Origin of the sequence: uncultured Tateyamaria sp. (genome assembly GCF_947488715.1) — a bacterium.
Taxonomy (GTDB): domain Bacteria; phylum Pseudomonadota; class Alphaproteobacteria; order Rhodobacterales; family Rhodobacteraceae; genus Tateyamaria.
The window spans coordinates 665685-689285 of sequence record NZ_CANLAG010000002.1 but is presented as its reverse complement, the minus strand read 5'-3'; the positions used below and the strand labels follow the sequence as shown (position 1 = coordinate 689285).

Sequence of the window (23601 nt, the reverse complement as noted above, 5' to 3'; positions counted from 1 at the left end):
TGCGTGTCCCGTCAGAACGTCACGTTCACCTTGATGGCCTGACTGCGGTCCGAGGCAAGCTCAAACGCCGCCTGTGCGTCATCCATCTCGATCTGATGGGTGATCAGCGGTTTCACGTTCAGCCGTCCGGTGCGCATCATTTCAACGGCGGTAAAGAACTCCGCGTGGAACCGGAATGATCCTTTGAGCTGAAGTTCCTTGGCGGTCATGGCCTGCATCGGCAGGGTCATGTCGCCACCCAGTCCCAGTTGCACAATCGTCGCTCCCGGCCGCAGGGCAGGGACCGCAGAGGCCAAGGCAGATGCGACCCCCGAACACTCAAACAGAACGTCAAAGTGTCCTTTGTTCGCGGTGTATTTTTCAAGCGGGTCAGCCGTTGTGGCGACGTTTGCCGTGGCATCCGCGCCAACGTCGCGCGCTTTGCCAAGTGTGAAATCCGAGATGTCTGTCGCGGCAATGTCCACAGCACCCGCCGCGCGCGCGACCAGCACGGCCAAAAGGCCGATGGGGCCACACCCGGTGACAAGAACCCGTTTGCCCATCAAGTCGCCTGCCTGGCGGGCGGCGTGCAGCACCACGGCCAAAGGTTCGGCCATCGCGGCCTCGCCAGGGGTCAGATCGCCCGCATCCGCGCATTGCGCGACATCGGCGACGATGTACTCGCGGAACGCGCCCTGAATGTGCGGAAACGGCATGGCCGAGCCGTAAAACCGCATGTTGAGGCAATGGTTTTGCGCGCCCTTGGTGCAATATTCGCATGTGCCACAGGGACGCGATGGCGAAATGGCGACCAGTGTTCCGGGCGTGGGCGCGTCCACGCCGTCGCCTACCGCGTCCACATGCCCCGCGACCTCATGGCCGAGAATCATCGGCTCTCGCAGCCGGATCGCACCGAACCCGCCGTGGTTGTAGTAATGCAGGTCAGAGCCACAGATGCCGCCCGCCGCCATCTTGATCCGCACTTGGCCCACACCGGGCGAGGGCAGGTCGCGTGTTTCGACCCTGAGATCCTTGGCGGCATGCGCAACGATGACTTTCATGAGTGTCCCTTTCAAAGGTATGCACAGTGATGGTGACGCACGTCCCCCGTTACGTCCAGACCGTACCTTGGGGCGCGGGAAGTGTTCAACAGAAGTTGCGATTCACCGATTGACAGGCGATGTTATCGGTATCATGTTATCGGTATCAGAAGGCCAACGTCAATCCCGCCGGCCGCACAGACCCGGAGAATTCCATGTCCACGCTCTTTTCGCTTTCGGGCCGCCGCGCCCTGATCACCGGGTCCTCGCAAGGGATCGGCTTTGCCTTGGCCCAAGGGTTGGCGCAGGCGGGTGCACAGATCGTTTTGAACGGTCGCGACACAGCCAAGTTGTCAGCGGCAGCGGACACCATGCGTGCCGCCGGTCACACTGTCGACGCGGTGGCGTTCGACGCAACCGACCACAACGGCGTGCGTGCCGCCATCGACGCCTTCGAGGCGGACAGCGGACCAATCGACATCCTGATCAACAACGCAGGCATGCAGCACCGGACCGAGTTGGAGAACTTTCCCGCTGATGCGTTCGAGCGTCTGTTGCAAACCAATATCGCCAGCGTTTTCCACGTGGGTCAGGCCGTCGCCCGCCACATGATCGCGCGCGGCGCTGGCAAGATCATCAATATCGCTTCGGTTCAAACGGCCTTGGCCCGGCCCGGCATCGCGCCTTACACGGCGACCAAGGGCGCAGTGGCAAACCTGACCAAAGGGATGGCCACCGACTGGGCCAAGCACGGTCTGCAGTGCAACGCAATCGCGCCAGGGTATTTCGACACTCCGCTCAATGCGGCGCTCGTTGCTGACCCGGAATTCTCGGCCTGGTTGGAAAAACGGACGCCCGCAGGGCGCTGGGGCCAAGTGGATGAACTGGTGGGGGCAGCCGTGTTCCTGTCGTCTCAGGCCTCAAGCTTTGTCAACGGTCACACGCTGTACGTCGACGGCGGCATCACGGCGTCGCTCTGATGCGGTGCTATGTCCTCATGGGGGTGTCCGGCTGTGGCAAGTCGTCGGTCGGGACCGCGCTTTCGGCAACGTGCAATGTGACTTTTGTCGATGGAGATGACCTGCATCCGAAATGCAATATCGACAAGATGACACGCGGCACACCGCTGGACGACGCGGACCGCGCGCCCTGGTTGGCGGATGTCGGTCGGTTGATGGCGAAATATGATGGCGCGGTTGTCGTCGGATGTTCTGCGCTCAAGCGGAGATACCGCGACTGGATCCGCGAAGAAGTCGATGAGCCGGTGCATTTCCTGCACCTCGACGCACCCAAGGATGTGTTGAGCCAGCGCGTTGCTTCGCGCCCCGGTCATTTCATGCCGCCCTCGTTGCTCGACAGTCAGTTCGCGACGCTGGAACGGCTGGAGGCCGGTGAATGGGGCAGCGAGATCGACATCGCCCGCCCGTATGACGAGGTCGTCGCGCAATCCGAAGAATACGTCCGGGGGACAATGATATGAGTGAAAAGATTGCACTGATCGGTGCCGGTGCCATGGGTGGTGCCATCGGAACGCGCCTGCTGGAAACCGGCAATACGCTCAAGGTGTTTGACCTCGATGCGGACCGTGTTGCCGCGTTGGTCGAAAAGGGTGCGGTTGCGGCGACCACTGCCGCCGAGGCAGCCCGCGACGTGGATTTTGTCATCACCAGTCTGAACGCGTCTCGCATCGTTGGCCTTGCCGCGTTTGGCAAGGACGGCATCGTGGAGGGCGCCGCCGAAGGCACGGTGATCATCGACATGTCATCCATCGAACCTGATGCGACGCGCAAATTCGCAAAAATGGCTGCTGAACGCGGGTTGGCATGGGTCGACAGCCCGCTGTCCGGTGGTGCGCCAAAGGCGTTGATCGGTGAGCTGACATTGATGGCAGGTGGTGCGCCTGACGATGTGGCGCGTGCGCACCAGGCGCTGAAACACGTGGCGTCGAATTATACGCACATGGGGCCGTCAGGAGCCGGGCAAACCACAAAGCTGATCAATCAGGTCCTGTGTGGGTTGGGTTTTCTTGCCGTGGCAGAGGCCACGCAATTGGCACTGGACGCAGGCGTGGACGCAGAAAAAATCCCGCAAGCTCTCAAGGGTGGGCGCGCGGATTCGGCGCTGCTGCAAGAATACCTGCCGCGTTTTGCCGCCAAGGATTACCGCAGGACGGGCCGGATCGACAACATGGTCAAGGACCTGAATGCGGTCAATGACTTGGCCCGCCAAACCGGGACGTCGATGCCCATGACCGGCCTGTGCGCCGAAATTCACCGCATGCTGACGGCCGCCGGTTTGGGCGGCGAGGATCAGGCTGCGGTGATGGAATTTTTCAACGGTGCGAAAGAGGAATTTGCAACATGATCACACGATTTGCCCTGTTCGAAGGCGCTGTAAAGCCCGGACAAACCCCCGCCTTTCGCGATGCGGTGCTGTCGCGATTGGTGCCGCTCTGGCGTCAGTTTCCCGGCAACTCCGATGTGCGCGTGATGTTCAGCGATGACCGAGACGAGGGCGCGCCCGAATTTCCTCTGATCCTTGCGATCAGCTATCCTGACGATGCCGCGATGGCTGCCGCACTGGACAGCCCGTTTCGCGCCCAGTCGCGGGACGTGACCGGCGAGATTGTGGCCGAGTTCTTTGACGGACGGATCCACCACCACGTGACCGAACGGCATGAATACGTCGGGTAATCGCGCATGACGGGCCGTGTGACCATGCGCGATGTGGCCCAGGCGGTTGGCATGTCTCCTATGACTGTCAGCCGCGCGCTGCGCGACGACCGGACGGTGAACGCGCAGACGCGCGCCCGTGTACGCGATGTGGCGCAACAGTTGGGCTATGTCTACGACAGTACGGCCCAGGCCTTTCGCACACAGAAAAGCGGGTTTGTCGCAGTCACATTGCCATCGGTGAACAACGCGAATTTCGCCGAAACGTTTCGGGCGCTGACCAGTGGTTTGGGCGCGGCGGGTGTGCAGTTGCTTTTGGGCAGTACCAACTACCGCGTTGAACGCGAAGAAGAGTTGGTGCGCCAGCTTTTGACCCGCAACCCTGAGGCGCTGGTTTTGACCGGCGGGCATCACACCGATGCCACGCGCAGCTTGATCAAGGGCAGGGGCCTTCCGGTGATCGAAATGTGGGACTTGCCGCGTGATCCGCTGGGACATGTGGTTGGGTTTTCCAACAGCGATGCCATGGCCCACGTGGTTGGACATCTGGCGGCAACCGGTCGGCGCAAATTGGCCTTTGTCGGGGCATCCGAAGGCGCGGACATGCGAGGAGCCGTGCGCCGCGCAGGCGTCGTCCGCGCGGCTGACATGCACCGATTGCCAGAGGTTACGATGATTGACGCAGGCCCGGCTCCTGTCTCAATGCGCCATGGTGCGGCCGTCATCGAGGCGCTGGGGCGCGATGTTGCGCAATATGACGCGTTGGTCTGCGTCTCTGATCCGGTGGCTTTCGGTTGCCTGAGCGCGGTTCAGCGGATGGGCCTGAGCGTGCCGGACGACCTTGCCATCACCGGCTTTGGTCATTTCGAGGTCGCCAAAGTCTCCAACCCGCGCATCACCACGGTGAATGTGCAGGCCGAAGATATCGGGCGGCAAGTTGTTGATTTGTTGCAGGGGATTTTTGACGGCGATGTCGACGCACCGGTCCGTGTGGATGTTGGGTCGGAATTGGTGGTGGGCGAGACGAGCTAACTGCTCACCATTTCCTGCGAAAGCACCCGACCCGTTCACATCCGAACGCTCACCATGCCTGCACCAGATCGACGTCGTCTACACTCAGGTCTTCCAACGCAATGGTCCGGCCAGATGCATTGCAAAACTAAACGATGAACGCTTTGCCGGGTATGTTTTCGTGAACAATCGTTCCGATCGATCCGGCCTTTAGGCGCTCTCTGCCCTTTCTTAACGATACCACATCAAGCTCTTTCACGCAGTACACTTGTGAATTGACCGCCCTTTCAAGCGCCGCTGTTTTTTACGGTCGAGCCTGGGATCAGACGAAAGCCGATATCGGTGCAGGTCGGCACTGGTTCATCCGTCAGCCGCCCCATCATCATCTCTGCTGCTTTCTGCCCCAGTTTCAGGTGTGGCACGTGGCATGACGTCAGCCTGCGGTTCATGACTGACGCAATCGGCAAATCACCCCAACCCGCGATGCCAATATCACCAGGCACCGTCAGACCTTTGGCCCCGCAATATTGCAGGCCGCCAAAGGCCATTGCGTCATTTTGGTAGTAGATGCACTCGATGTCGCGTGCTGCGGCCAGCAACTGTTCGGTGCCGTAGAAACCGGGATAATACGTCGCCGTATCGTGCAGGCAAAGCTGCTTGACCACGGCGCCGCCTGCACCCTCGACGGCCTTGCAAAACCCATGCAATCGCTCTGTTGCTGCGTTTGCGGTGTCGTGTGACGTCCCAACGTATCCGATGTTTTGATACCCCAAAGAGGTCAGGTATCGGCCCATGTCAAAGCCGCTGTCAAAGTGGTTGATGCCCACGCTCATGTCGAGCGGTGCGGCGTTCAGATCCCAGATCTCGACCACCGGAACACCGGCATTGCGCAGCATGTCCGTGGCCCGCGCAGAGTGGTAGCGGCCGGTTAAAATCAGCCCTGCGGGTTGCCACGACAGCACCGTCTTGATCCAGTTTTCTTCCTCTTCCAGCGTGTGCTGTGTGAGGCCCAGAACCGACTGGTATCCGAACGTCCCAAGCTTGCGGTCGATGCCCTCCAGGACCTGTGCAAAGACCTCGTTTCCGAGGTCCGGGATCGACACCCCGATGAAGGTGGAGCTTTGGTCGCCCGCAAAAACCGTCGCCAAACGATTCGGCAGATAGCCAAGGGCGTCGACCTGCGCCATGACCTTGACCCGCGTTTGTTCCGAGTACCCGCCTTCGCCGCGCAAAACACGGCTTGCAGTCATTTTGGACACCCCGGCGGCATTGGCCACCTGAGATAGGCTTACTTTGTTGTTTTTGTTCTGCTTTTCCACGTTTCACGCCATCTTACGTTACGGGTAACTTAAGCCTTGACAGAGCGCGCGCTCTGACGTGATGCTAGCGTAACGTTACGGGTAACTCAACGGATACGTTGGGGCCTGTGTCTGGGAGGACGCGCCATGCCAAACCTGCAAACGGGTTTGTTTTTTGACAGCATCGACAAGCATTTTGGCGGGACTTACGCGCTCAAGGATGTGTCGTTGACCGTGGGGCGGGGCGAGATCGTTGCCTTGCTCGGGGAGAATGGCGCGGGCAAGTCGACCTTGATCAAAGTGCTGGGCGGGATTCACACGCCCGACGGTGGCCGGGTCCTGATCGATGGCGAACCTTATCAGCACAAACCGGCCGGGTTTGGTGAGCGTCAAAAGGTTGCGTTTATCCACCAGGACCTTGGCCTGATCGAATGGATGACGGTCGCCGAAAACATCAGTCTGGCCTTGGGCTTTTCCCGCAAAAACGGATTGATCCAATGGCGGGACGTCGAACATTTTGCCGTTGAGGCGCTCAAGAAAGTGGATTGCGATTTCGATCCAACCACCCGCGTCGAAGACCTGAGCCGCACTGAAAAGTCTTTGGTGGCGATTGCCCGTGCCTTGGCGGTGGACAGCGAGTTTCTGGTGCTTGATGAGCCCACGGCGTCCTTGCCCGCGGATGAGGTGGAACGGCTGTTTACAGCGCTGCGCCCACTGCGCGAACGCGGTGTTGGCATGATCTATGTGTCGCACCGGCTGGACGAGATCTTTCAGATTGCGGACCGGGTTGCTGTGTTGCGGGACGGCTCGATGGTTGGCGTGCGCAACATCGACCACACCACGCCAGAGGAATTGGTTCAGAAGATTGTTGGGCGTAAAACCCGCGAGACGGTCAAGGCGACAGACGCCATTGGCGCGCCTGTGCTGAGTGTACGAAATTTTGAAGTGCCGGGTATGCAGACGCTGGAGTTTGACCTGCAGAAGAACGAAGTGCTGGGTCTGGTCGGCTTGCGCGGGGCAGGGCACGAGGCGATCTCTCGCGCGTTGTTTGGCCTTGTGCCTTACACCGGGACGGTCGAGTTGGCGGGCGAAGAACCGGACCTGTCGTCGCCGCAACGCGCGTTGCGGTCAGGGGTCGGACTGGTCGCAAAGGAGCGGACCGAAGAGTCGGTCGCCATGAGCCTGTCGATCCGCGAGAACACGTTCCTTAACCCCGACGGCATTGGCCGCAAGTTGCTGAACCTCTTGTCGCCGCGCGTCGAAGCAGAACAGGCCGCAATCATCGGCGCAGAGCTGGGCCTCTCGCCCAACGATCCGACACTGGCCATCGAAGCGCTGTCCGGCGGCAACCAGCAAAAGGTCGTCATTGGCCGTTGGCTCGCCACCAAGCGCAAGCTGCTGATTTGCGAAGACCCGACCGCCGGTGTGGATGTTGGCGCCAAATCTGAAATCTATGCGTTGTTGAACCGTGCCCTTGGCGACGGTGTCGCGATCCTGATTATGTCCACGGACTTTGAGGAAATCGCCACCATCTGCCACCGCGCAATCGTCTTTAGCCAAGGGGCGATCGTGGACGAGTTGAGCGGGACGCGTCTCACGACAGAAAATCTGATCCAGTCGGCCTCGGCTGGAAACATCAAGACAGAAGGGAACGCGGTCGATGCAATCGCTTGAATCCGGCGCACTGGAGCCGACCTCCGCCGAACTGAAGGGCCTGAGCACGGGCAAGCGCATCATGCGTTTCCTGCCGGTCTATGGTCTGGTCATTCTGACGGTGTTCCTGATCGGTCTGTTCTCGGTGCTGTTGCCAAACACGTTCCCGACCATGCTGAACCTGCGGTCCATCATCTCGGACAAAGCGATTATCGCGCTCTTGTCCCTGGGGGCCATGATCCCAATGGCCGCTGGTCGCATCGACCTGACTGTCGGGTATGGCATCGTGCTGTGGCATATTCTGGCCATCAGCCTGCAAACCATGCTGGGCTTGCCCTGGCCCATCGCGGTGGCCGTGGTTCTGGTGCTGGGTGCTGCAGCCGGTTTCCTGAACGGTCTGCTGGTCGAAGTGGCCAAGATTGACAGTTTTATCGCGACGCTTGGCACCGGCACGGTCCTCTACGCGCTGGCGCTGTGGCACACGGGCGGGCGTCAGATGGTGGGGCTGTTGCCTGACGGGTTTTACGCGCTCAACACCACATTTGTGTTCGGCTTGCCCATCACCGCCTATTACCTCGTGGTGATCACGGTCGTGATGTGGATCATCCTCGAATACACGCCCATCGGTCGGTATCTCTATGCCATTGGCGCCAATCAAAAAGCGGCCCAACTGAACGGTATTCCAACCCGCAAATACGTGATCGGCGCCTTTGTGGCGAGCGGCACAATGACGGCGCTGGCCGGGGTCTTGCTGGCGTCGAAATTGCGGATCGGACAAGCCTCTGTCGGTCTGGAATTCCTGCTGCCGGCTCTTGTGGGTGCGTTCCTTGGATCAACCACCATCAAACCGGGGCGCGTCAACGTCTGGGGCACCATCGTGGGTGTGGCCATTCTGGCGGTCGGCATTTCCGGCATTCAACAATTCGGCGGCTCCTTCTGGGTCGAGCCGCTGTTCAACGGAGTAACCCTGCTGATTGCCATCGGCATCGCGGGATACGCTCAGCGCAAAAAAGGTGCAGACAAGCGCTGAGACTGAAATTGCAAAGGGAGGAAGACACATGAAAAAGAGAACATTTGTTGCGGGGCTTTTGGCCACAACGATGCTCACCAGCCTGCCGGTTCTGGCCGACGGTTGGGACGGACCCACCACAGGACCCGCCGGTGCAGACGGCAAATCCATTGTGGTTGTGGCCGGTGACCTGAAAAACGGCGGCATCCTGGGCGTCACGAACGGCGTCGAAGAGGCCGCGGCCAAAATCGGCTGGGACGTGCGGGTTCTGGACGGTGCGGGCTCCATTCAGGGTCGTACAGCCGCAATCGGTCAGGCGCTTGCGCTCAAGGCCGACGGGATCATCATCAACGGATTTGATGCCGTGGAACAGCAGGCCGCATTGGAAGGTGTTGTTGCCTCGGATATTCCGATGGTGGCGTGGCACTCTGGTCCGAAAATCGGCTGCGATGCACCCGGCGGGATCTTTTCCAACGTGTCGACCGACGCGATGACCGTTTCCGAAGTGGCCGCCGAGTGGGCCATTGACGATGGTGGCAAGGACATCGGTGTCGTCATCTTTACCGACAGCACCTATCAGATCGCCATCGACAAGGCAGACCGCCTCAAGGAAACCGTGGAAGCCGCCGGTGGCAAGGTCCTTGAATATGTGGACACGCCGATTGCCGATACATCGACACGTATGGGCCCGCTGACCACATCGCTGTTGCAGAAATACGGTGACAGCTGGACACACGCGCTGGCGATCAACGACCTGTATTTCGACTTTATGGGGCCGTCGCTGGCAGCCGCAGGTCTGTCGCCCGATGCCGGTCCCCAAGCGGGGTCTGCTGGTGACGGTTCCGAAGCTGCGTTCCAGCGTATTCGGTCGAACGGCTACCAGGCGATCACAGTGGCTGAGCCGCTGAACCTGCAAGGCTGGCAGCTCGTTGATGAGCTCAACCGTGCGATCCAGGGCGAACCCTGCTCGGGCTACATCACATCGCCCGCACTGGTGACACCCGAAGGTTTGGCCAAGCTGGGCGACAGCAACGCGTTTGACCCTGACATCCCTTATCGCGACGCTTACGCGACCATTTGGGGGAAATAGGGTCCTCCCCGCAGGGTCCCGGTGTGAGTGCTCGGGGCCCTGCACTTTGCAGATACGACCAAAGTTTCGGCGCACAATCCGCGCCACCCATCCGAGTTGGCGGAGGATAACGCCATGCAAGAGACACCCCTTGTCCAGATGACGGGCATCACAAAACGGTTCGGCGGGGTCACCGCATTGGCGGGCGTCGACCTGTCGGCATATGCAGGCGAGGTGCTCGCCATCGTGGGCGACAACGGCGCCGGCAAGTCGACCCTGATCAAAGTGCTGACAGGCGTTTACCAACCGACCGAGGGCGACATTTACCTCGACGGGCAAAAGATCGAATTTTCCAACCACGCAGATGCCGCCAGAGCGGGCATTGACGCGGTCTATCAGACACTTGCGCTGGCCGATCACCTTGATCCTGCGGCCAACATGTTTCTGGGCAATGAGCTGACCAAAAAAGTGTTCGGCATCACCGTGCTCGACAACAAAAAGATGCGGTCCGAGACCGAGCGGGTCCTGATGGAACGCCTTGGCGTGCGTCTGAAATCACTGGACGCCCCCACCGACAGCCTGTCGGGCGGGCAGCGTCAGGCCGTGGCCATTGCGCGCGCCGTGTATCACGAGGGCCTTCGGGTGCTGGTGATGGACGAACCCACCGCCGCCCTGGGTCCGCAGGAAACAGCGCGCACCCTGAAACTGATCAAGGCGCTCAAGGCCCAGGGCCTCGCCGTGATCCTGATCAGCCACTCGCTGGATGACGTGTTCGAAGTCGCCGACCGCGTTCACGTGCAGCGCCGGGGCCAATGCGTTGGCGTGGTGCTGACAGCAGACAGCTCGACCCAGGAAGTGCTGGGCATGATCGTTGGCGCCAAGGAGGACGCAGCATGAACACCGCAGTTGACGCAGACTATAAGCCGCCGCTGAGCGAACGGCTTGAGCCGTATATGGCTGTCATCGCGCCGATGGCGATGATTGCCGCCATTTTCCTGTTCATGGCCGTGGCCTCGCCTGATCGGTTCTACCGGATCAGCAACCTTGAACTGATCCTGCAGGACGCCGCCCTTTATATGCCGATGGCGATGGCGATGACCTTTGTCATCACCCAGCGCGGCATTGACTTGTCCGTCGGATCGGTTGCCGTTCTGTCGGCCATCATCATGGCGTTTCTGGTCAAGCAATTCGGGTTCTCGATCTATGTCGGCATTCCGATTGCGTTGTCGATTGGCGCGCTTCTGGGCCTGATCAACGGTCTGATCATCACGCGCCTGAACGTACCCGATCTGATCGGGACGCTGGCGATGGATCTGGTTTACAAGGGCCTCGCGCTGCTCTTGGCCAAGGGTCTGGTTCTGGCACGCTTTCCGGACGTGTTGACGGAAATGGGGCGCGGTCAAACGCCGTTCTTTATCCCCACGCCTGCCGTGATCGGGATTCTGACGATGATCGCAGGCTACTACATCCTGCAACGCACGCATTTTGGCCGCTACACCGTCGCCATCGGGTCCAGCCCGGAATCGGCGGAGCTTACCGGCATCGGCGTGAAACGTCACAAGGTCTATGCCTATGTGCTGTGTGGTGCCTGTGCGGCGCTGGCCGGTCTGATGCTGACCGGCAAACAGAACGCCATTCAGGCAACGATGGCGCCATTCTTTAACCTGCACGTCATTGCGGCGGTGGTTGTTGGGGGCACATCGCTGTTTGGTGGGCGCGCATCCATCATCGGATCGTTCTCGGGCGTGTTGCTGCTCGCCATGATGCTGAACGCACTGGTGACACTGCGGATTGAATTCTTCTGGCAGCCAGTGGCGTCGGGCTTTGTGATTATCAGCTCGGTGGCGCTTTATGCCTGGATTCAAAAGAAAGATCGCGATGGCGGGGGCGGCTGGTTTGCCGACCTCAAAACCGCGGAAGGTCAGAAACTCGTGCGCTTTTCCGCACTTCTGATCGGCGTGTTGATTGCCTTGCTTGCAATCGGCGGCGTCTTTGCCGGGGACACCGTGAACAGCGGGTAAACGGCCAAATGCGGGGTGGCCAGGCCGAGGGTGCAGCCTCGACCCGGCCGATGGCCCCGCTCTCATTGCAAAGGGAGGAACCAAGATGAGACTTTTAGCAACCACAGCCCTCGTGGCAACAGCGATGACAGGCATGGCACTGGCAGATGGCCATGCGACCCTGCCGCTGAAGGAACTGCCCGGTATCGAAGATCGCGACTACTGGGTGCCGCTTGAGGTGAATGCCGAAGGCAAGCTGGAGGCCATGCAAGCGGTCGTCGGCAGCGACGCTGTGAAATTCAGCGGCTCGCAAGACGCGCCGATCCAGATCGCTTTGATCTATCCGTCGTCGGACACTTCGGACTTCTGGGCCCGCAACTATCTGGCCATGACCAAGCGTTTGGATCAGTTGGGCATCGAGTATGAAACAACCGAATTCGCATCGCGTCAGGTCGAACATTCGTTGCAAACGACCTATGCCAACCAAGTGGTGCTGGACAAGGACGTCTATGACTATGTCGTCTTTGGCCCCTCGGAACTGGCCATTCAGGCAGACAACATTTCCAAACTGGCGGCAGAAACCGACGATCTGACCACCTATGTCTGGGCCTTCCACACTCCGCTCAAGGATCTTGAACACCAGCCAGCGGCATGGTTCGACTTCTCGTCTGCTGCGGGTGCGTTGACCATGTGCGACTATATGATCGGTCGTCTGGGCGAAGGCGTCACAATGGCGATGAACCGGGGTATTCCGGGTATCACCGACAACCAGCGCTCGGGCGATTTCAAAGCATGCGTCGAGGAAAAAGCAGGCTGGAACACCGTCTATGAACACTACGGTGAGTATCAGCGCGAAGGCGGCTTTGCCGGCACATCGCTGATCCTGCAATCCTATCCAGAGGCTACGATCATCCACAACGCCAACACCGCCATGGCGATGGGCAGCGTTGAGGCACAAGTGTCCGTCGGCAAAGAGAAAGAGATCTTCTCGACCGGTTGGGGCGGCACAGGGCTGGAACTGGACGCCATCCGCCGCGGCGAGCTGGACGCCACACCCATGCGCATGGGTGATGACGTGGGCGCGGCAACAGCCGAAGCGATCAAGGCTGATCTTGAAGACCGCGCAGACGAACTGCCCTTCGTCTTCCTGGGTCGGATCACGGTCGCCCATGATCAGATGAGCGCCGAGGAAATCGACGCTCTGGAACAAGAGGCATTCCGCTTCTCCGGTGTTGGCGCGCTGAAACGCTAACTTTGGTTTATGGGCGCATTCCTGTGTGTTTGCGCCCATTTCCCTGACAAAGGCCTTGACGCGCATTGTTACCGCGAACACCCTGCGTGATATGGCCCAAGCCCCCACAAAACCTTCCGGCCCCGTGACCATGCGGGATGTCGCCCGCGCCGCCGGTGTCTCGCGGATGACCGTGAGCCGGGCGTTGAAAAAAGACAGCCCTATTTCCCAGGATACGCGCGAACGGATCCTAAAGGTTGTGCGGGACATGAACTATGTCCCCGACCACATGGCGGGCAGTCTCAGCACCAAACGCTCTGGGTTCGTGGCCGTACTGGTGCCGTCTCTGAACAACCTTCACTTTGCCGAAACCGTCCAGGCGTTGACCGAAGAGTTGGAGCAATTTGGCCAGCAAATCCTGTTGGGACACACCGACTATTCGATTGAGCGCGAAGAACAGCTGGTCGAGGACATGCTGAAACGCCGACCAGAGGCGATTGTTCTGTCTTATGACGGGCATTCGGACCGCACGGTCGCATTGCTCAGCGATGCGCATGTCCCTGTGATTGAGCTGTGGGAACGGCCAGACGACCCGATTGGCCATACAATCGGGTTTTCCAACAGGCAGGCGGCGGCCGATATGACCCGTGCCTTGATCGCTAAAGGATACCGGAACATCACCTTTCTGGGTGAGGCGGATGACGACTGGACCCGTGGCGCGGCGCGGCGCAAAGGGTATGTCGATGCCATGACCGAAGCGGGTCTGCCAACGGACCGGGTGCTGAAAATCGGCAAACCGCCTCTGTCGATTGAGGATGGCGCTGCCGCGACCAACCGATTGTTCGAGACTTTTCCAGACACCGACTGCGTGTTCTGTGTGTCGGATGCACCAGCCTTTGGCGTGCTGTCGGCCATGCCCGCATTTGGTCGCAACGTGCCCGGCGACATTGGTGTTGCAGGTTTTGGCAATTTCGAGGTGTCGCGGTTCGCCATGCCACCGATCTCAACCGTGTCCGTCGATCCCAAGACCATCGGACGGGAGACCGGAAAACTGATTGGCGAATTGCTGTCGCGTGACTCGGATGCGAGTCGCAAATTGGTGTCCGTTCAGGTCGATCTGACTTTTCGCGGCAGCACGAAATAGCAAAACCGTAGGTAATCAATAGGTTAACGCCGGTGTTTTTTCTTGTGTTACCGGTCACAATTGCTAATGTGACCGGTAACAAAAGTGAGAATGACACAATGCCAACCATCCGGCTCGAAAATCTGGTCAAAAGATACGGCAACGTTGAGGTCCTGCACGGCATCAACCTGGAAATGGCCGACAACGAGTTCACCGTGCTGGTTGGCCCGTCTGGTTGCGGGAAATCAACTACGCTGCGCATGATTGCGGGACTCGAAGATGTCTCTGACGGAGAGATATTTGTCGACGACAAACCGGTCAGCCATCTGGAGCCCAAGCAACGCGACCTTGCCATGGTGTTCCAGGATTACGCGCTTTATCCGCACATGAACGTCGCGCAAAACATCAGCTTTGCCCTGCGTCTGGCCAAACGTCCCAAGTCCGAAATCAACGCCAAGGTCAGGGAGGTCGCCGACATGGTCGGGTTGACCGACTTTCTGGCGCGCAAGCCCGGCGCTTTGTCTGGCGGTCAACGCCAGCGTGTCGCAATGGCGCGTGCCTTGGCCAAGGACAGTGGCATTTTCCTCTTTGATGAACCGCTGTCAAACCTGGATGCCAAACTGCGCGGACAGATGCGGGCCGAGTTGGCTTTGATGAGCCAACGTGTCGAGAAAAACATGATCTACGTCACGCACGACCAGATCGAGGCGATGACGCTGGCCGACCGGATCGTCGTCATGCACGGCGGCCACATTCAACAGCAAGGCACGCCCGAAGAGCTGTTCAAGAAGCCGGTGAACAAGTTTGTCGCCGGGTTCATGGGGATGCCGCCGATGAACTTTCTCGACGGCGAAATCCATGACCGGGCAGGGGCCATTCATGTGGTGGGCGAGGGCTTTGACATCCTGCTGGAGGGTGAAAAAGCGGCGACCGCCAAGGCGCACAGCGCCAAGGACGTGACGTTGGGCATTCGCCCGTCCGACCTGCGGTTCGAGGAAAACGCAAACCCTGAGCAATCACTGCAACTGGATGTGCAGGTGTCGGAATATGTCGGCGCGCAATCCGTGTTGTTGTGCCGCTGTGGTCCGGCGCGCGTCATGGTCGAGGTCAACTCGGAATCGCCGGTGGCGCTGGGTCAGTCGTTGACCTTTGCGGTGAACTCGGCTGGCGTCCATCTCTTTGATCGCAAGAACGAAAACGCACTTTGACACATCATAAGTTCTAGGGAGGAACACATGTTAAAAGTACTGAAATCCACGGCTGTCGGACTGACGACTGCCGCCTTGATGTCCGGGGTGGCCTTTGCCAACCCTTACGAGGAATACGCGGGCACGACTGTCGTCGTGAACTTCCCGGCGCACCCACATTACAACGCTGTTCTGAAGGTGCTGCCTGAGTTCACCAAGGAAACAGGCATCGAAGTCGAGGTGGATCAGCTGCCTTACCTCAAGATGCGTGAGCGTCAGACGCTGGAACTGGCGCAGGATGAGGGCGAATACGACCTGATCTCCTATGTGGTGTTTTCCAAGGCGGACTATGTGTTTGCCGATCAGCTGGAAAACCTCGCCAAATTCTTTATGAACCCACGTCTGTCCGATCCCGCATATGACGCGGACGATCTAATTGATGGCTATGTCGAGAACATCGGCGTGGCCGGTGGTACCAAAGGGTATCTGCCCGGCAAGACCGGCTCGCTCTTTGGTATTCCGTTCGGCTCCGAGACCTCTGTTCTGGCCTACCGCAAGGACATCTTTGAAAAGCACGGTATCCCGACACCTGAAACCTATGACCAACTGCTTGATGCGGCCTGCAAAGTGCCAGAAGTCGAGCCGGGCATGGGTGGTATGGCGTCGCGCGCGGCCTCGGGCCACCAGGCCAGCCACGCGTTCCTGTTGCACCTCGCGCCACTGGGCGGTCGCGTCTTTGACGACGCATGGAACCCGATCATCAACAACGCCGCCGGTGTCGAAGCCGCCAACGCGTTGAAAACCATTGTCGATTGTGGTCCCGAAGGCGCCATGAGCTTTGGCCCAGCCGAAGCCGCCAACGCCTTTGCGAACGGTGATGCGGCCATGTTCATGGACTCCATCGCGTTCATGCCCGGCTTCGAAAACCCCGAGCGGTCCAAGGTTGTCGGCAAGGTTGGCTATGCAATGCACCCCAAAGGTGTGCGCCGCGGCAGCCAGACCGGTGGGTTCGGCATTGCCATCCCCAAGAACGCGGAAAACAAAGAAGCCGCGTTCCTGCTGATGCAGTGGCTCACATCCAAGAAAGGTGACCTGATGGTCGCCATGGAAGGTGGCAACCCCTCGCGGTTCTCGACCTATCAGGACGCAGGCCTGAACGAAAAGTTCCCGTTCGCGTCGACCTTTGGTGAAGCGCTGAAGTACGCCGACCCCGACTGGCGCCCGATCATCCCCGTCTGGGGTAAGATCAACGCCGACATCGGCACAACCATGTCCAAGGTTCTCACCGAAGACCTGGACATCCAGGAAGCCCTGGACGGTGTGGCCGAGCGGACCAAAGCCGTGATGGAAGACGCCGGCTACTACACGTGGCAGTAATCTGACCACTTCGGTGCGCGGCGGTGTTGGGCCGCGCACCACCCCTCTCTGCAGACACTCAGCGCACAAGGATCCGTCATGCGAACGGCCATGCCCAACCGGCTGACCCCCTACATGTTTATGGTGCCCGCCGTGGTCATTATGGCGATCGCCCTGATGTACCCTCTGGGTTACATGATCTGGGGCAGCTTCCGTGACTGGAACCCAAGTCAAACCATCGGCGAGGCCGAGTTTGTCGGGCTGAAAAACTACATCACACTGTGGAACGACCCCAACTTTCACGAAAGCCTTGGCGTCACGTTGCGATTTGCCTTCTTCGTCGTCAGCATCGAAATGGTGATCGGCGTCGGTCTCGCGCTGCTGCTTGACCGGGACATCCGCGGCATCTCGGTTCTGCGTACGATGTTCATCCTGCCGATGATGATCGCACCCGTCGTGGTGGGCCTGATGTGGCGCTATATGTACCACCCGACTGTGGGCACCTTTAACCGGTTTCTGGAAAGCGTGGGTTTGCCCCGTGTCGACTGGCTGGGCGATCACGCGTTGATGAGCGTCATCATTGCCGACATTTGGCAGTGGACACCGTTTATCTTCATTCTTGCCCTGGCCGCGTTGCAATCCCTGCCGCGCTCTGCGTTGGAAGCGGCCCGCATCGACGGGGCAACCGCCTGGCAACAGATTGTGCACATCAAGCTGCCCTTGATGATGCCCGTCCTCATCGTAACCGCGCTTTTGCGGCTCATCGACGCCTTCAAGGTTCTCGAAGTGATCCTCGTGATGACCGAAGGGGGGCCGGGCCTGTCGACCGAAATCCTTGCCCTGCGGATCAGCCGGACAGCCACCGAATTCCGTGAGCTTGGCGTGGCGGCGGCGATGTCTAACTACCTGCTGATGCTGCTGCTGGCCCTGACCGTGGCGATGTTCGTTTTCAACCGCTGGCAAGAAGCCCGCGCCGCGCGCCTGACCGCCGCCGTGCAGGAGGAAACCTGATGTCATCTCCCAACACCAAAGCAAATCCGGCCTTCTATGCGGTCATCGCCTTGTTGGTATTTATGTCCGTCGGGCCTGTGATCCTGATGTTCATGAACTCGTTCAAGCTGGATGTGGACATCATTTCTGGCACGTCAGGACTGATCTTTCTGCCGACCATTCAGAACTATGAGAAGGCTCTGTGTGACGTGTTGTGGTACGAACCCGATCACGTTGATTTCTGCTCGCTGAAATTTGGCGGGGCGTTTGTGAACTCGCTCATCATCGCGCTGGTGTCCACAATCCTGACATTGGTGATCGGATGTATGGCCGCCTATGCACTGGTGCGTTTCCGATTCATGGGGCGTGATACCGTGTCGCTGACCACGTTGATGGTGCGCATGGTCCCGCCTGCGGTGCTTTTGGTGCCTGTGTTTGGGCTGTGGAACAACGAATTCTGTCTGGACCGCGACGGTTTGGTCGGCGGTGCCATCCGCGAGGCATTCGGGGGCAGGGGGGATGTGTGCCTCGCCGGGACACATTCGGGCATCATTCTGATCTATGTGGCGATGAACCTGCCGTTTGTGATCTGGATCCTGCAAAGCTTTATCGTGCAAGTGCCGCGATCCCTCGAAGAGGCTGCGCGCGTCGATGGCGCGGGCCCGTTCCAGGTCTTTTTCAAAGTGGTTCTGCCCTTGATCAAACCCGGACTTGCGGCCGCTGCCATCTTTACGTTCCGCATCGCCTGGAACGAATACCTGCTGGCCTCCGCGCTCAGCGACCGCGACACAAAGACAGTGCCGATCCTGATCGTGAACAACATGTCCGAGTTCAATGTGGAATGGGGTGTGATCATGGCGACCGGCATGCTGCTGGCCATTCCGCCGATCATCTTTACTCTGTTCGCGTCACGCCAGATCATCACAGGTATGACCGCCGGAGCGGTCAAAGGCTGATGGACTGGCTGCTCGCCCCCATAGATGCGACACGCGCCCACGAGATCGGCTTTGCGGTGTCTTGGCACGCCCGGCTGATGGTTGTGGCATGGGGTGTGCTGGCGCCATTGGCGGTGTTGGTCGCGCGATTCTTCAAGGTGATGCCGGGCCAGAACTGGCCCCAAGAGCTGGACAATCAGACCTGGTGGCGCAGTCACTGGATGGGGCAATCCATTGTCGTTGGCCTTTCGGTATTGGGGCTGATCCTTGTGCTGCCCAGCGACATCGCCAGCATGACGTGGCACAACTGGCTGGGATACGCGGTGTTGGTCGGTGCAACCATCCAGATCGTGCTGGGCCTGTTTCGCGGGTCCAAAGGTGGGCCGACAGACACGCAGATGCGCGGACACCACTACGACATGACCCCGTGGCGGCGTGCGTTTGAGGCGCTGCACAAAACCATCGGATACGGCACCATTTGCGCGGGCATCGTGACCATCGTGCTGGGCCTGTGGAAGGCCAACGCCCCGGTCTGGATGTGGCTGACGCTCACGATATGGTGGGCCGGTCTCTTTGTGACCTTTGCGCTGTTGCAAAGGCGGGGTATGGCAGTGGACACTTACCAGGCCATCTGGGGCACAGACCCACAGCACCCCGGCAACAAGGTCCCAGCGGCCAGTTGGGGCATGCGGCGCGTGGGCGACGTAGAAGAAGGAAAAGACAATGTTCGGCATCATCGAGGGAACCGGGTTCGAAGTCATTGAACCTGAATTTGAGGCCTGTTTCGTAGGCCATGCACATGTCGAACGGTTGTGGACCGGTGCGCGCTGGTCAGAGGGGCCTGTGTGGTTTGCCGCTGGCCGGTATCTGCTGTGGTCCGACATTCCGAACAACCGCATCATGCGCTTTGATGAAACGGACGGATCCGTGTCGACGTTCCGCGACCCGTCGAACAATTCAAACGGACATACGATTGACCGACAGGGCCGCCTTGTCTCCTGCGAGCATCTGGCGCGGCGTGTAACGCGCACCGAACATGACGGGCGCATCACGGTTATCGCCGACAGCTACCAGGGCAAGCGGTTGAACTCGCCCAACGACGTGGTGGTGAAATCCGACGGGTCCATCTGGTTCACCGACCCCAGTTACGGGATCCTGATGGACTACGAGGGCGAACGGGCAGAGAGCGAAATAGGCGCGTGCCACGTGTACCGTGTGGACCCCGATGGCACGATCAGCATTGTTGCGGATGACTATTTCAAACCCAACGGGTTGGCCTTTTCCCCGGACGAGTCGTTCCTGTACATCGCAGACACTGGCCTAACGCATGACGCCAATGGCCCCAAACATATCCGCCGTCATACGGTTGCAGCAGATGGATCATTGGGGGACGGTGCCGTGTTCGCCGAATGCACCGAAGGGCTGTTTGACGGCTTCCGCCTTGACCGCGATGGTCGCATCTGGACCTCGGCAGCGGACGGTGTGCATTGCCTGAATACGGACGGGACCCTGATTGGCAAGGTTCACATCCCCGAACTGGTGGCAAATGTCTGCTTTGGCGGACCAAAGTTGAACCGGCTTTTCATCGCCGGCACAACTTCGCTCTACTCGGTGTTTTTGAACGTCAACGGGGTCTCACCCCTGTAGGTGCTGATCCAGCCACGGACCGTGATGTGCACCGTCGCGGTCCGTTCGTTCAAAGCTGTGTGCGCCAAAGTAATCCCGCTGGGCTTGCAGCATGTTCGCCGTCGTGCGTGCGCTGGTCAGCGTATCAAAATAGTTCAGCGCCGACGCAAGGGCAGGGACCGGATGCCCGGCTGCCATCGCGACAGTTGCGACTTTCCTCAACCCGTCCACGTTTTGTGTGATGACGTTCTGGAAATAGGGCGCAAGGGCCAAGTTTTGACCAGGCGCGTCCGCGAGCGCCGACGCCATATCATTCAACATCGCAGACCGGATGATACATCCTTCGCGCCACACACGTGCAATATCTGCCATGGGCAACGCCCAGTCGTAGTCGGCGCTTGCCTTGTCCAACAGATCAAAACCTTGCGCATAGCAAAGGATCTTGCCCGCAATCAGCGCGCGTTCCAGATCGTCTAGCGTCAGGACGTCCTGGCCAATGGTCTTGGCGTGATCGCCGAATGCGGCAGCCCCTGACAGCCGCAAGTCACGGGCCGCGGACATATTCCGTGCAACCACAGCGGCCTCGATCACCGGCACCGGTGTGCCCAGCATCTGGCTTTCGATGACGGTCCAGCGGCCGGTGCCTTTTTGTCCCGCGCGATCCAGAATGACATCCAGCATAGGCTGACCTGTTTCGGTATCTGTTGCGGCGGCAACCTTGCCCGAAATCTCGATCAGATAGCTTTCCAGCGCCCCCTCGTTCCAACGGTCGAACACGCCACCACAGGCCGCAGCATCCATGTCCATGCCGTCGCGCATGACGCCGTATGCCTCTGCAATCAATTGCATGTCTGCGTATTCGATACCGTTGTGCACGGTCTTGACGAAATGTCCGGCGCCGCCAGCGCCCATATAGGTGGCACAGGCCGTGCCCTCGTATTTGGCGGAAATCGCCTCCAGGATATGCGCCACGCGGCCCCAAGCGGCGGACGTACCGCCACCCATAATAGAAGGGCCGAAACGGGCGCCTTCAGCACCGCCGGACACCCCAATTCCCAGAAATGGCACGCCGTCGGCCTCTGCATCCTGTGCGCGACGTTGCGTGTCGTGAAAATTGGCGTTGCCAGCGTCGATGATCATGTCATCCGAGTCGAGTAGGGGGCGCAGCTGCGCGATCTGCGCGTCGACGGCTTCGCCCGCTGGAACCATCAGAATGATGTTGCGTGGTTTGGCGAGCGCCGAGACAAAATCCGACAGCTCTGCATGGCCGGAAACGCGTTCGGCCAAATCACCGGCCTGCGCCATGAACTCGGGAATGCGCGACGCCGTTCTGTTGTGCACCGCGACCCGAAAACCATTGTCAGCGATGTTGAGCGCGATCATTGCACCCATCGTACCCAATCCAATCACACCGATTTCTGCTGCGGACATCTGCTTTCCCTCCGGATTCAAATTTGTTATGTTACCGATAACAAATGTGCGGCGGGGAGGAAAGCCATGTTCACCGAAAACACCATGACACTGACACACGCGGCGACACTCGCGATGCTGAGCGCAGCGGTAAAGCGTGCTGAGGATATGGGCCAACCGCAGTGCATCGTGATCGTGGACGCGAGCGGGATGACGCTTGGCCAGATCCGCATGACGGGTGCAAAATTTCTGAGCCTGGACAGTGCGCGGGCCAAAGCGCGTACCGCGGCCTCCATTCGTGCGGCCAGTGACGCGATACCAGAAGCGGTTGGGCTTGCCATCGCAGCGGCAACCGACGGTCAGGTGACGCGCCTGGGCGGCGGTTTGCCGATCATGGTTAATGGCACATGTGTGGGCGGAATAGGTGTCGGGTCAGGTTCGCCGGATCAGGATAAGGATGTCGCGCAGGCCGCCATTTCGGCGCTGGAAGCCCAACTATGATTGGGACATCAATAAGGCCTATAATCCAAATTATGTTAATTTAATGAGCGTCTAAATAGTCGACTTGCCAGTGACTTACACGTGAACCTTAAACCAGCGCGTCAACCTAGAGCGTATCCCGCACCACGCACAGTCCGCACCGGATCGCTACCCCCATATTGTGTCAACGCTTTGCGCAAGCGTCCGATATGCACATCCACGGTCCGTGTATCGACATAGATGTCGCGGCCCCAGACACGATCCAGCAATTGCTCACGGCTCCAGACCCGGCCCGGCTTTTCCATGAACGTGCTCAACAGCCGAAACTCCGTCGGGCCAAGCTTTAACTCATCAGTTGCGCGTGTGACCTTGTGGCTTTCTGCATCCAGCACGATGTCATCGAATTCCAGACGCTGGCCCACAGAAGCGGGTCTGACGCGCCGCAGCTGACTGCGCACACGCGCCATCAGCTCGATCACGGAATACGGTTTGATCACATAGTCGTCGGCACCGGTTTCCAAGCCACGCACTTTGTCGACTTCTTCGGATCGTGCTGACAACATGATGATCGGAATAGCCCGTGTTTCCGGACGGATCTTGAGACGTCGGCAAACCTCGATCCCGCTGAGATTGGGCATCATCCAGTCAAGGACAATGATGTCTGGCATGTCTTCGTCAACAAGAAGCAAAGCCTCTTCGCCGTTTTGGGCCCGGCTTACCGCGAAACCTTCGGCCTCAAGATTGTACGAGAGAACCTCGCGCTGCGCAGGTTCGTCTTCGACCACCAGAACTCTGGGCTGATCGACAGCCATGATGCAGTCTCCTCAGGCTTGCAGTGACGTCTTGTCTGCCTTTTGGCGTGTTTCATCCGGCGTCGCGCCGGTCACGAGGTACACAACCTGTTCGGCTATGGACGTGACGTGATCACCCATGCGTTCGATGTTCTTGGCGATGAAATGCAGGTGCATACACGCGGTGATGTTACGCGGATCTTCCATCATAAAGGTCAGGAACTCGCGGAACAGCGCGTTGTACATCTGGTCGACTTCGGCGTCCCGGTCGATCACATCCTGTGCCAGCTCGGCGTCACGCGCGATGTAGGCATCCAGCGCGTCCTTCAACATCCGCTCGACCTCTTTGGCCATGCGACGCAGCGCGCCTGCGCTGTCGTTCACGGGCGCCATTTGGGACAGAACGCTGGTGCGCTTGGCCAGGTTTTTCGCATAATCTCCAATGCGTTCGAGGTTGGCGCTCACCTTGATGACCGACAAGACCAGCCGCAAATCAATCGCAGTTGGCGCACGTAAGGCGATCACGCGTGCTGCCTCTTCGTTGATCATTTCTTCTAGTGCGTCGATGGCCTTGTCGCCCTTGCGGACAAGTTCAGCACGTTCCTCATCGCGGGTCTCAAGGCTGATTGCGGCCTCGAGGATCGCATTCTCGACCAGACCACCCATTTTCATGATCTGCGCCTGGATCGCTTCTAGGTCCCGGTCAAAGGCCGAGGCAATGTGTTGGTCTTGCATGGGTCT

General features: G+C 59.4%; 24 protein-coding genes. 19 read left to right on the top strand and 5 right to left on the bottom strand.

The genetic code is table 11. The features are described 5' to 3' along the window. Positions 1–11 precede the first annotated feature (11 nt). Positions 12–1040, bottom strand: a complete 1029-nt coding sequence (locus Q0936_RS07705) for an L-idonate 5-dehydrogenase (RefSeq protein WP_299297775.1) — start codon at positions 1038–1040, stop codon at positions 12–14. Between the two features lie 194 nt (positions 1041–1234). Here Q0936_RS07705 and Q0936_RS07700 point away from each other — a divergent pair, with 194 nt between their 5' ends. From Q0936_RS07700 to Q0936_RS07680, 5 genes are read left to right on the top strand one after another with little or no spacing between them, the layout of a single operon-like run. After that, positions 1235–1999: an SDR family oxidoreductase gene (locus tag Q0936_RS07700; protein ID WP_299297774.1), complete on the top strand. Its 765-nt coding sequence runs from the start codon at positions 1235–1237 to the stop codon at positions 1997–1999. Beyond that, on the top strand, positions 1999–2499 hold the full coding sequence (locus tag Q0936_RS07695) for a gluconokinase (protein WP_299297773.1): 501 nt from the start codon (positions 1999–2001) through the stop codon (positions 2497–2499). Before Q0936_RS07700 ends, Q0936_RS07695 begins: the two co-directional genes overlap by 1 nt. Then, positions 2496–3383, top strand: coding sequence for an NAD(P)-dependent oxidoreductase (locus tag Q0936_RS07690; protein ID WP_299297772.1), 888 nt, complete (start codon positions 2496–2498; stop codon positions 3381–3383). The genes Q0936_RS07695 and Q0936_RS07690 overlap by 4 nt, the downstream gene beginning before the upstream one ends. Further along, on the top strand, positions 3380–3712 hold the full coding sequence (locus Q0936_RS07685) for a hypothetical protein (protein ID WP_299145366.1): 333 nt from the start codon (positions 3380–3382) through the stop codon (positions 3710–3712). Before Q0936_RS07690 ends, Q0936_RS07685 begins: the two co-directional genes overlap by 4 nt. Before the next feature lie 6 nt (positions 3713–3718). Beyond that, positions 3719–4723, top strand: a complete 1005-nt coding sequence (locus Q0936_RS07680) for a substrate-binding domain-containing protein (RefSeq protein WP_299297771.1) — start codon at positions 3719–3721, stop codon at positions 4721–4723. A 266-nt stretch (positions 4724–4989) separates the two neighbouring features. Here Q0936_RS07680 and Q0936_RS07675 read toward each other — a convergent pair whose 3' ends face one another. Next, the gene (locus Q0936_RS07675; RefSeq protein ID WP_299297834.1) at positions 4990–5979 is read right to left on the bottom strand and encodes a LacI family DNA-binding transcriptional regulator; all 990 of its coding nucleotides are present in this window, start codon (positions 5977–5979) and stop codon (positions 4990–4992) included. Between the two features lie 168 nt (positions 5980–6147). Here Q0936_RS07675 and Q0936_RS07670 point away from each other — a divergent pair, with 168 nt between their 5' ends. From Q0936_RS07670 to Q0936_RS07610, 13 genes are all read left to right on the top strand, one after another. Then, on the top strand, positions 6148–7674 hold the full coding sequence (locus tag Q0936_RS07670) for a sugar ABC transporter ATP-binding protein (protein ID WP_299377982.1): 1527 nt from the start codon (positions 6148–6150) through the stop codon (positions 7672–7674). Then, on the top strand, positions 7661–8683 hold the full coding sequence (locus tag Q0936_RS07665; protein ID WP_299145376.1) for an ABC transporter permease: 1023 nt from the start codon (positions 7661–7663) through the stop codon (positions 8681–8683). The genes Q0936_RS07670 and Q0936_RS07665 overlap by 14 nt, the downstream gene beginning before the upstream one ends. Before the next feature lie 28 nt (positions 8684–8711). Next, on the top strand, positions 8712–9752 hold the full coding sequence (locus Q0936_RS07660) for a substrate-binding domain-containing protein (protein ID WP_299294425.1): 1041 nt from the start codon (positions 8712–8714) through the stop codon (positions 9750–9752). A gap of 114 nt (positions 9753–9866) precedes the next feature. Next, the gene (locus Q0936_RS07655; RefSeq protein ID WP_299145380.1) at positions 9867–10628 is read left to right on the top strand and encodes an ATP-binding cassette domain-containing protein; all 762 of its coding nucleotides are present in this window, start codon (positions 9867–9869) and stop codon (positions 10626–10628) included. After that, entirely contained in the window at positions 10625–11752 is a 1128-nt protein-coding gene (locus tag Q0936_RS07650) for an ABC transporter permease (RefSeq protein ID WP_299294423.1), read from the top strand. The genes Q0936_RS07655 and Q0936_RS07650 overlap by 4 nt, the downstream gene beginning before the upstream one ends. An 85-nt stretch (positions 11753–11837) precedes the next feature. Then, complete coding sequence (locus tag Q0936_RS07645; RefSeq protein WP_299145385.1) at positions 11838–12983, top strand: substrate-binding domain-containing protein; 1146 nt, start codon at positions 11838–11840, stop codon at positions 12981–12983. Positions 12984–13038: 55 nt separating this feature from the next. Next, the gene (locus Q0936_RS07640) at positions 13039–14106 is read left to right on the top strand and encodes a LacI family DNA-binding transcriptional regulator (protein WP_299377980.1); all 1068 of its coding nucleotides are present in this window, start codon (positions 13039–13041) and stop codon (positions 14104–14106) included. A gap of 98 nt (positions 14107–14204) precedes the next feature. Then, a complete protein-coding gene (gene ugpC / locus Q0936_RS07635) occupies positions 14205–15293 on the top strand; it encodes a sn-glycerol-3-phosphate ABC transporter ATP-binding protein UgpC (RefSeq protein WP_299294419.1) in 1089 nt (362 codons plus the stop codon). 27 nt (positions 15294–15320) lie between these two features. Beyond that, positions 15321–16649, top strand: coding sequence for an extracellular solute-binding protein (locus Q0936_RS07630; protein WP_299145391.1), 1329 nt, complete (start codon positions 15321–15323; stop codon positions 16647–16649). A 78-nt stretch (positions 16650–16727) separates the two neighbouring features. Next, entirely contained in the window at positions 16728–17639 is a 912-nt protein-coding gene (locus Q0936_RS07625; RefSeq protein WP_299294417.1) for a sugar ABC transporter permease, read from the top strand. Then, positions 17639–18574, top strand: coding sequence for a carbohydrate ABC transporter permease (locus tag Q0936_RS07620; protein WP_299145395.1), 936 nt, complete (start codon positions 17639–17641; stop codon positions 18572–18574). Before Q0936_RS07625 ends, Q0936_RS07620 begins: the two co-directional genes overlap by 1 nt. Further along, entirely contained in the window at positions 18574–19317 is a 744-nt protein-coding gene (locus Q0936_RS07615; RefSeq protein WP_299145397.1) for a cytochrome b561 domain-containing protein, read from the top strand. Before Q0936_RS07620 ends, Q0936_RS07615 begins: the two co-directional genes overlap by 1 nt. Continuing rightward, the gene (locus Q0936_RS07610) at positions 19277–20200 is read left to right on the top strand and encodes an SMP-30/gluconolactonase/LRE family protein (RefSeq protein WP_299294415.1); all 924 of its coding nucleotides are present in this window, start codon (positions 19277–19279) and stop codon (positions 20198–20200) included. The genes Q0936_RS07615 and Q0936_RS07610 overlap by 41 nt, the downstream gene beginning before the upstream one ends. Here Q0936_RS07610 and gndA read toward each other — a convergent pair. Next, positions 20189–21610 (bottom strand): NADP-dependent phosphogluconate dehydrogenase, encoded by a 1422-nt coding sequence (gene gndA, locus Q0936_RS07605; protein WP_299294413.1) that lies wholly within the window; start codon positions 21608–21610, stop codon positions 20189–20191. The two genes, Q0936_RS07610 and gndA, sit on opposite strands and share 12 nt — an antisense overlap. Positions 21611–21676: 66 nt before the next feature. On the opposite strand from gndA, the gene Q0936_RS07600 reads away from it, so the two are divergent. Further along, positions 21677–22090, top strand: coding sequence for a heme-binding protein (locus tag Q0936_RS07600; RefSeq protein WP_299145404.1), 414 nt, complete (start codon positions 21677–21679; stop codon positions 22088–22090). A 101-nt stretch (positions 22091–22191) separates the two neighbouring features. Here the strand turns inward: Q0936_RS07600 and phoB are convergent, their stop codons facing one another. Together phoB and phoU are read right to left on the bottom strand one after the other, a co-directional pair. Beyond that, positions 22192–22881 carry a phosphate regulon transcriptional regulator PhoB gene (gene phoB / locus Q0936_RS07595; RefSeq protein WP_299294411.1) on the bottom strand — a complete coding sequence of 230 codons (690 nt, stop codon included), beginning with the start codon at positions 22879–22881 and terminating at the stop codon, positions 22192–22194. A 12-nt stretch (positions 22882–22893) separates the two neighbouring features. Further along, the gene (gene phoU / locus Q0936_RS07590; protein WP_299145409.1) at positions 22894–23595 is read right to left on the bottom strand and encodes a phosphate signaling complex protein PhoU; all 702 of its coding nucleotides are present in this window, start codon (positions 23593–23595) and stop codon (positions 22894–22896) included. Between the last annotated feature and the right edge of the window lie 6 nt (positions 23596–23601).

Excerpts from the sequence above, each read along its gene's own strand:
- Q0936_RS07705 (WP_299297775.1), bottom strand. The coding sequence starts at position 1,040 with ATGAAAGTCATCGTTGCGCATGCCGCCAAGGATCTCAGGGTCGAAACA.
- Q0936_RS07700 (WP_299297774.1), top strand. The coding sequence starts at position 1,235 with ATGTCCACGCTCTTTTCGCTTTCGGGCCGCCGCGCCCTGATCACCGGG.
- Q0936_RS07695 (WP_299297773.1), top strand. The coding sequence starts at position 1,999 with ATGCGGTGCTATGTCCTCATGGGGGTGTCCGGCTGTGGCAAGTCGTCG.
- Q0936_RS07690 (WP_299297772.1), top strand. The coding sequence starts at position 2,496 with ATGAGTGAAAAGATTGCACTGATCGGTGCCGGTGCCATGGGTGGTGCC.
- Q0936_RS07685 (WP_299145366.1), top strand. The coding sequence starts at position 3,380 with ATGATCACACGATTTGCCCTGTTCGAAGGCGCTGTAAAGCCCGGACAA.
- Q0936_RS07680 (WP_299297771.1), top strand. The coding sequence starts at position 3,719 with ATGACGGGCCGTGTGACCATGCGCGATGTGGCCCAGGCGGTTGGCATG.
- Q0936_RS07670 (WP_299377982.1), top strand. The coding sequence starts at position 6,148 with ATGCCAAACCTGCAAACGGGTTTGTTTTTTGACAGCATCGACAAGCAT.
- Q0936_RS07665 (WP_299145376.1), top strand. The coding sequence starts at position 7,661 with ATGCAATCGCTTGAATCCGGCGCACTGGAGCCGACCTCCGCCGAACTG.
- Q0936_RS07660 (WP_299294425.1), top strand. The coding sequence starts at position 8,712 with ATGAAAAAGAGAACATTTGTTGCGGGGCTTTTGGCCACAACGATGCTC.
- Q0936_RS07655 (WP_299145380.1), top strand. The coding sequence starts at position 9,867 with ATGCAAGAGACACCCCTTGTCCAGATGACGGGCATCACAAAACGGTTC.
- Q0936_RS07650 (WP_299294423.1), top strand. The coding sequence starts at position 10,625 with ATGAACACCGCAGTTGACGCAGACTATAAGCCGCCGCTGAGCGAACGG.
- Q0936_RS07645 (WP_299145385.1), top strand. The coding sequence starts at position 11,838 with ATGAGACTTTTAGCAACCACAGCCCTCGTGGCAACAGCGATGACAGGC.
- ugpC (WP_299294419.1), top strand. The coding sequence starts at position 14,205 with ATGCCAACCATCCGGCTCGAAAATCTGGTCAAAAGATACGGCAACGTT.
- Q0936_RS07630 (WP_299145391.1), top strand. The coding sequence starts at position 15,321 with ATGTTAAAAGTACTGAAATCCACGGCTGTCGGACTGACGACTGCCGCC.
- Q0936_RS07625 (WP_299294417.1), top strand. The coding sequence starts at position 16,728 with ATGCGAACGGCCATGCCCAACCGGCTGACCCCCTACATGTTTATGGTG.
- Q0936_RS07620 (WP_299145395.1), top strand. The coding sequence starts at position 17,639 with ATGTCATCTCCCAACACCAAAGCAAATCCGGCCTTCTATGCGGTCATC.
- Q0936_RS07615 (WP_299145397.1), top strand. The coding sequence starts at position 18,574 with ATGGACTGGCTGCTCGCCCCCATAGATGCGACACGCGCCCACGAGATC.
- Q0936_RS07610 (WP_299294415.1), top strand. The coding sequence starts at position 19,277 with ATGTTCGGCATCATCGAGGGAACCGGGTTCGAAGTCATTGAACCTGAA.
- gndA (WP_299294413.1), bottom strand. The coding sequence starts at position 21,610 with ATGTCCGCAGCAGAAATCGGTGTGATTGGATTGGGTACGATGGGTGCA.
- Q0936_RS07600 (WP_299145404.1), top strand. The coding sequence starts at position 21,677 with ATGTTCACCGAAAACACCATGACACTGACACACGCGGCGACACTCGCG.
- phoB (WP_299294411.1), bottom strand. The coding sequence starts at position 22,881 with ATGGCTGTCGATCAGCCCAGAGTTCTGGTGGTCGAAGACGAACCTGCG.
- phoU (WP_299145409.1), bottom strand. The coding sequence starts at position 23,595 with ATGCAAGACCAACACATTGCCTCGGCCTTTGACCGGGACCTAGAAGCG.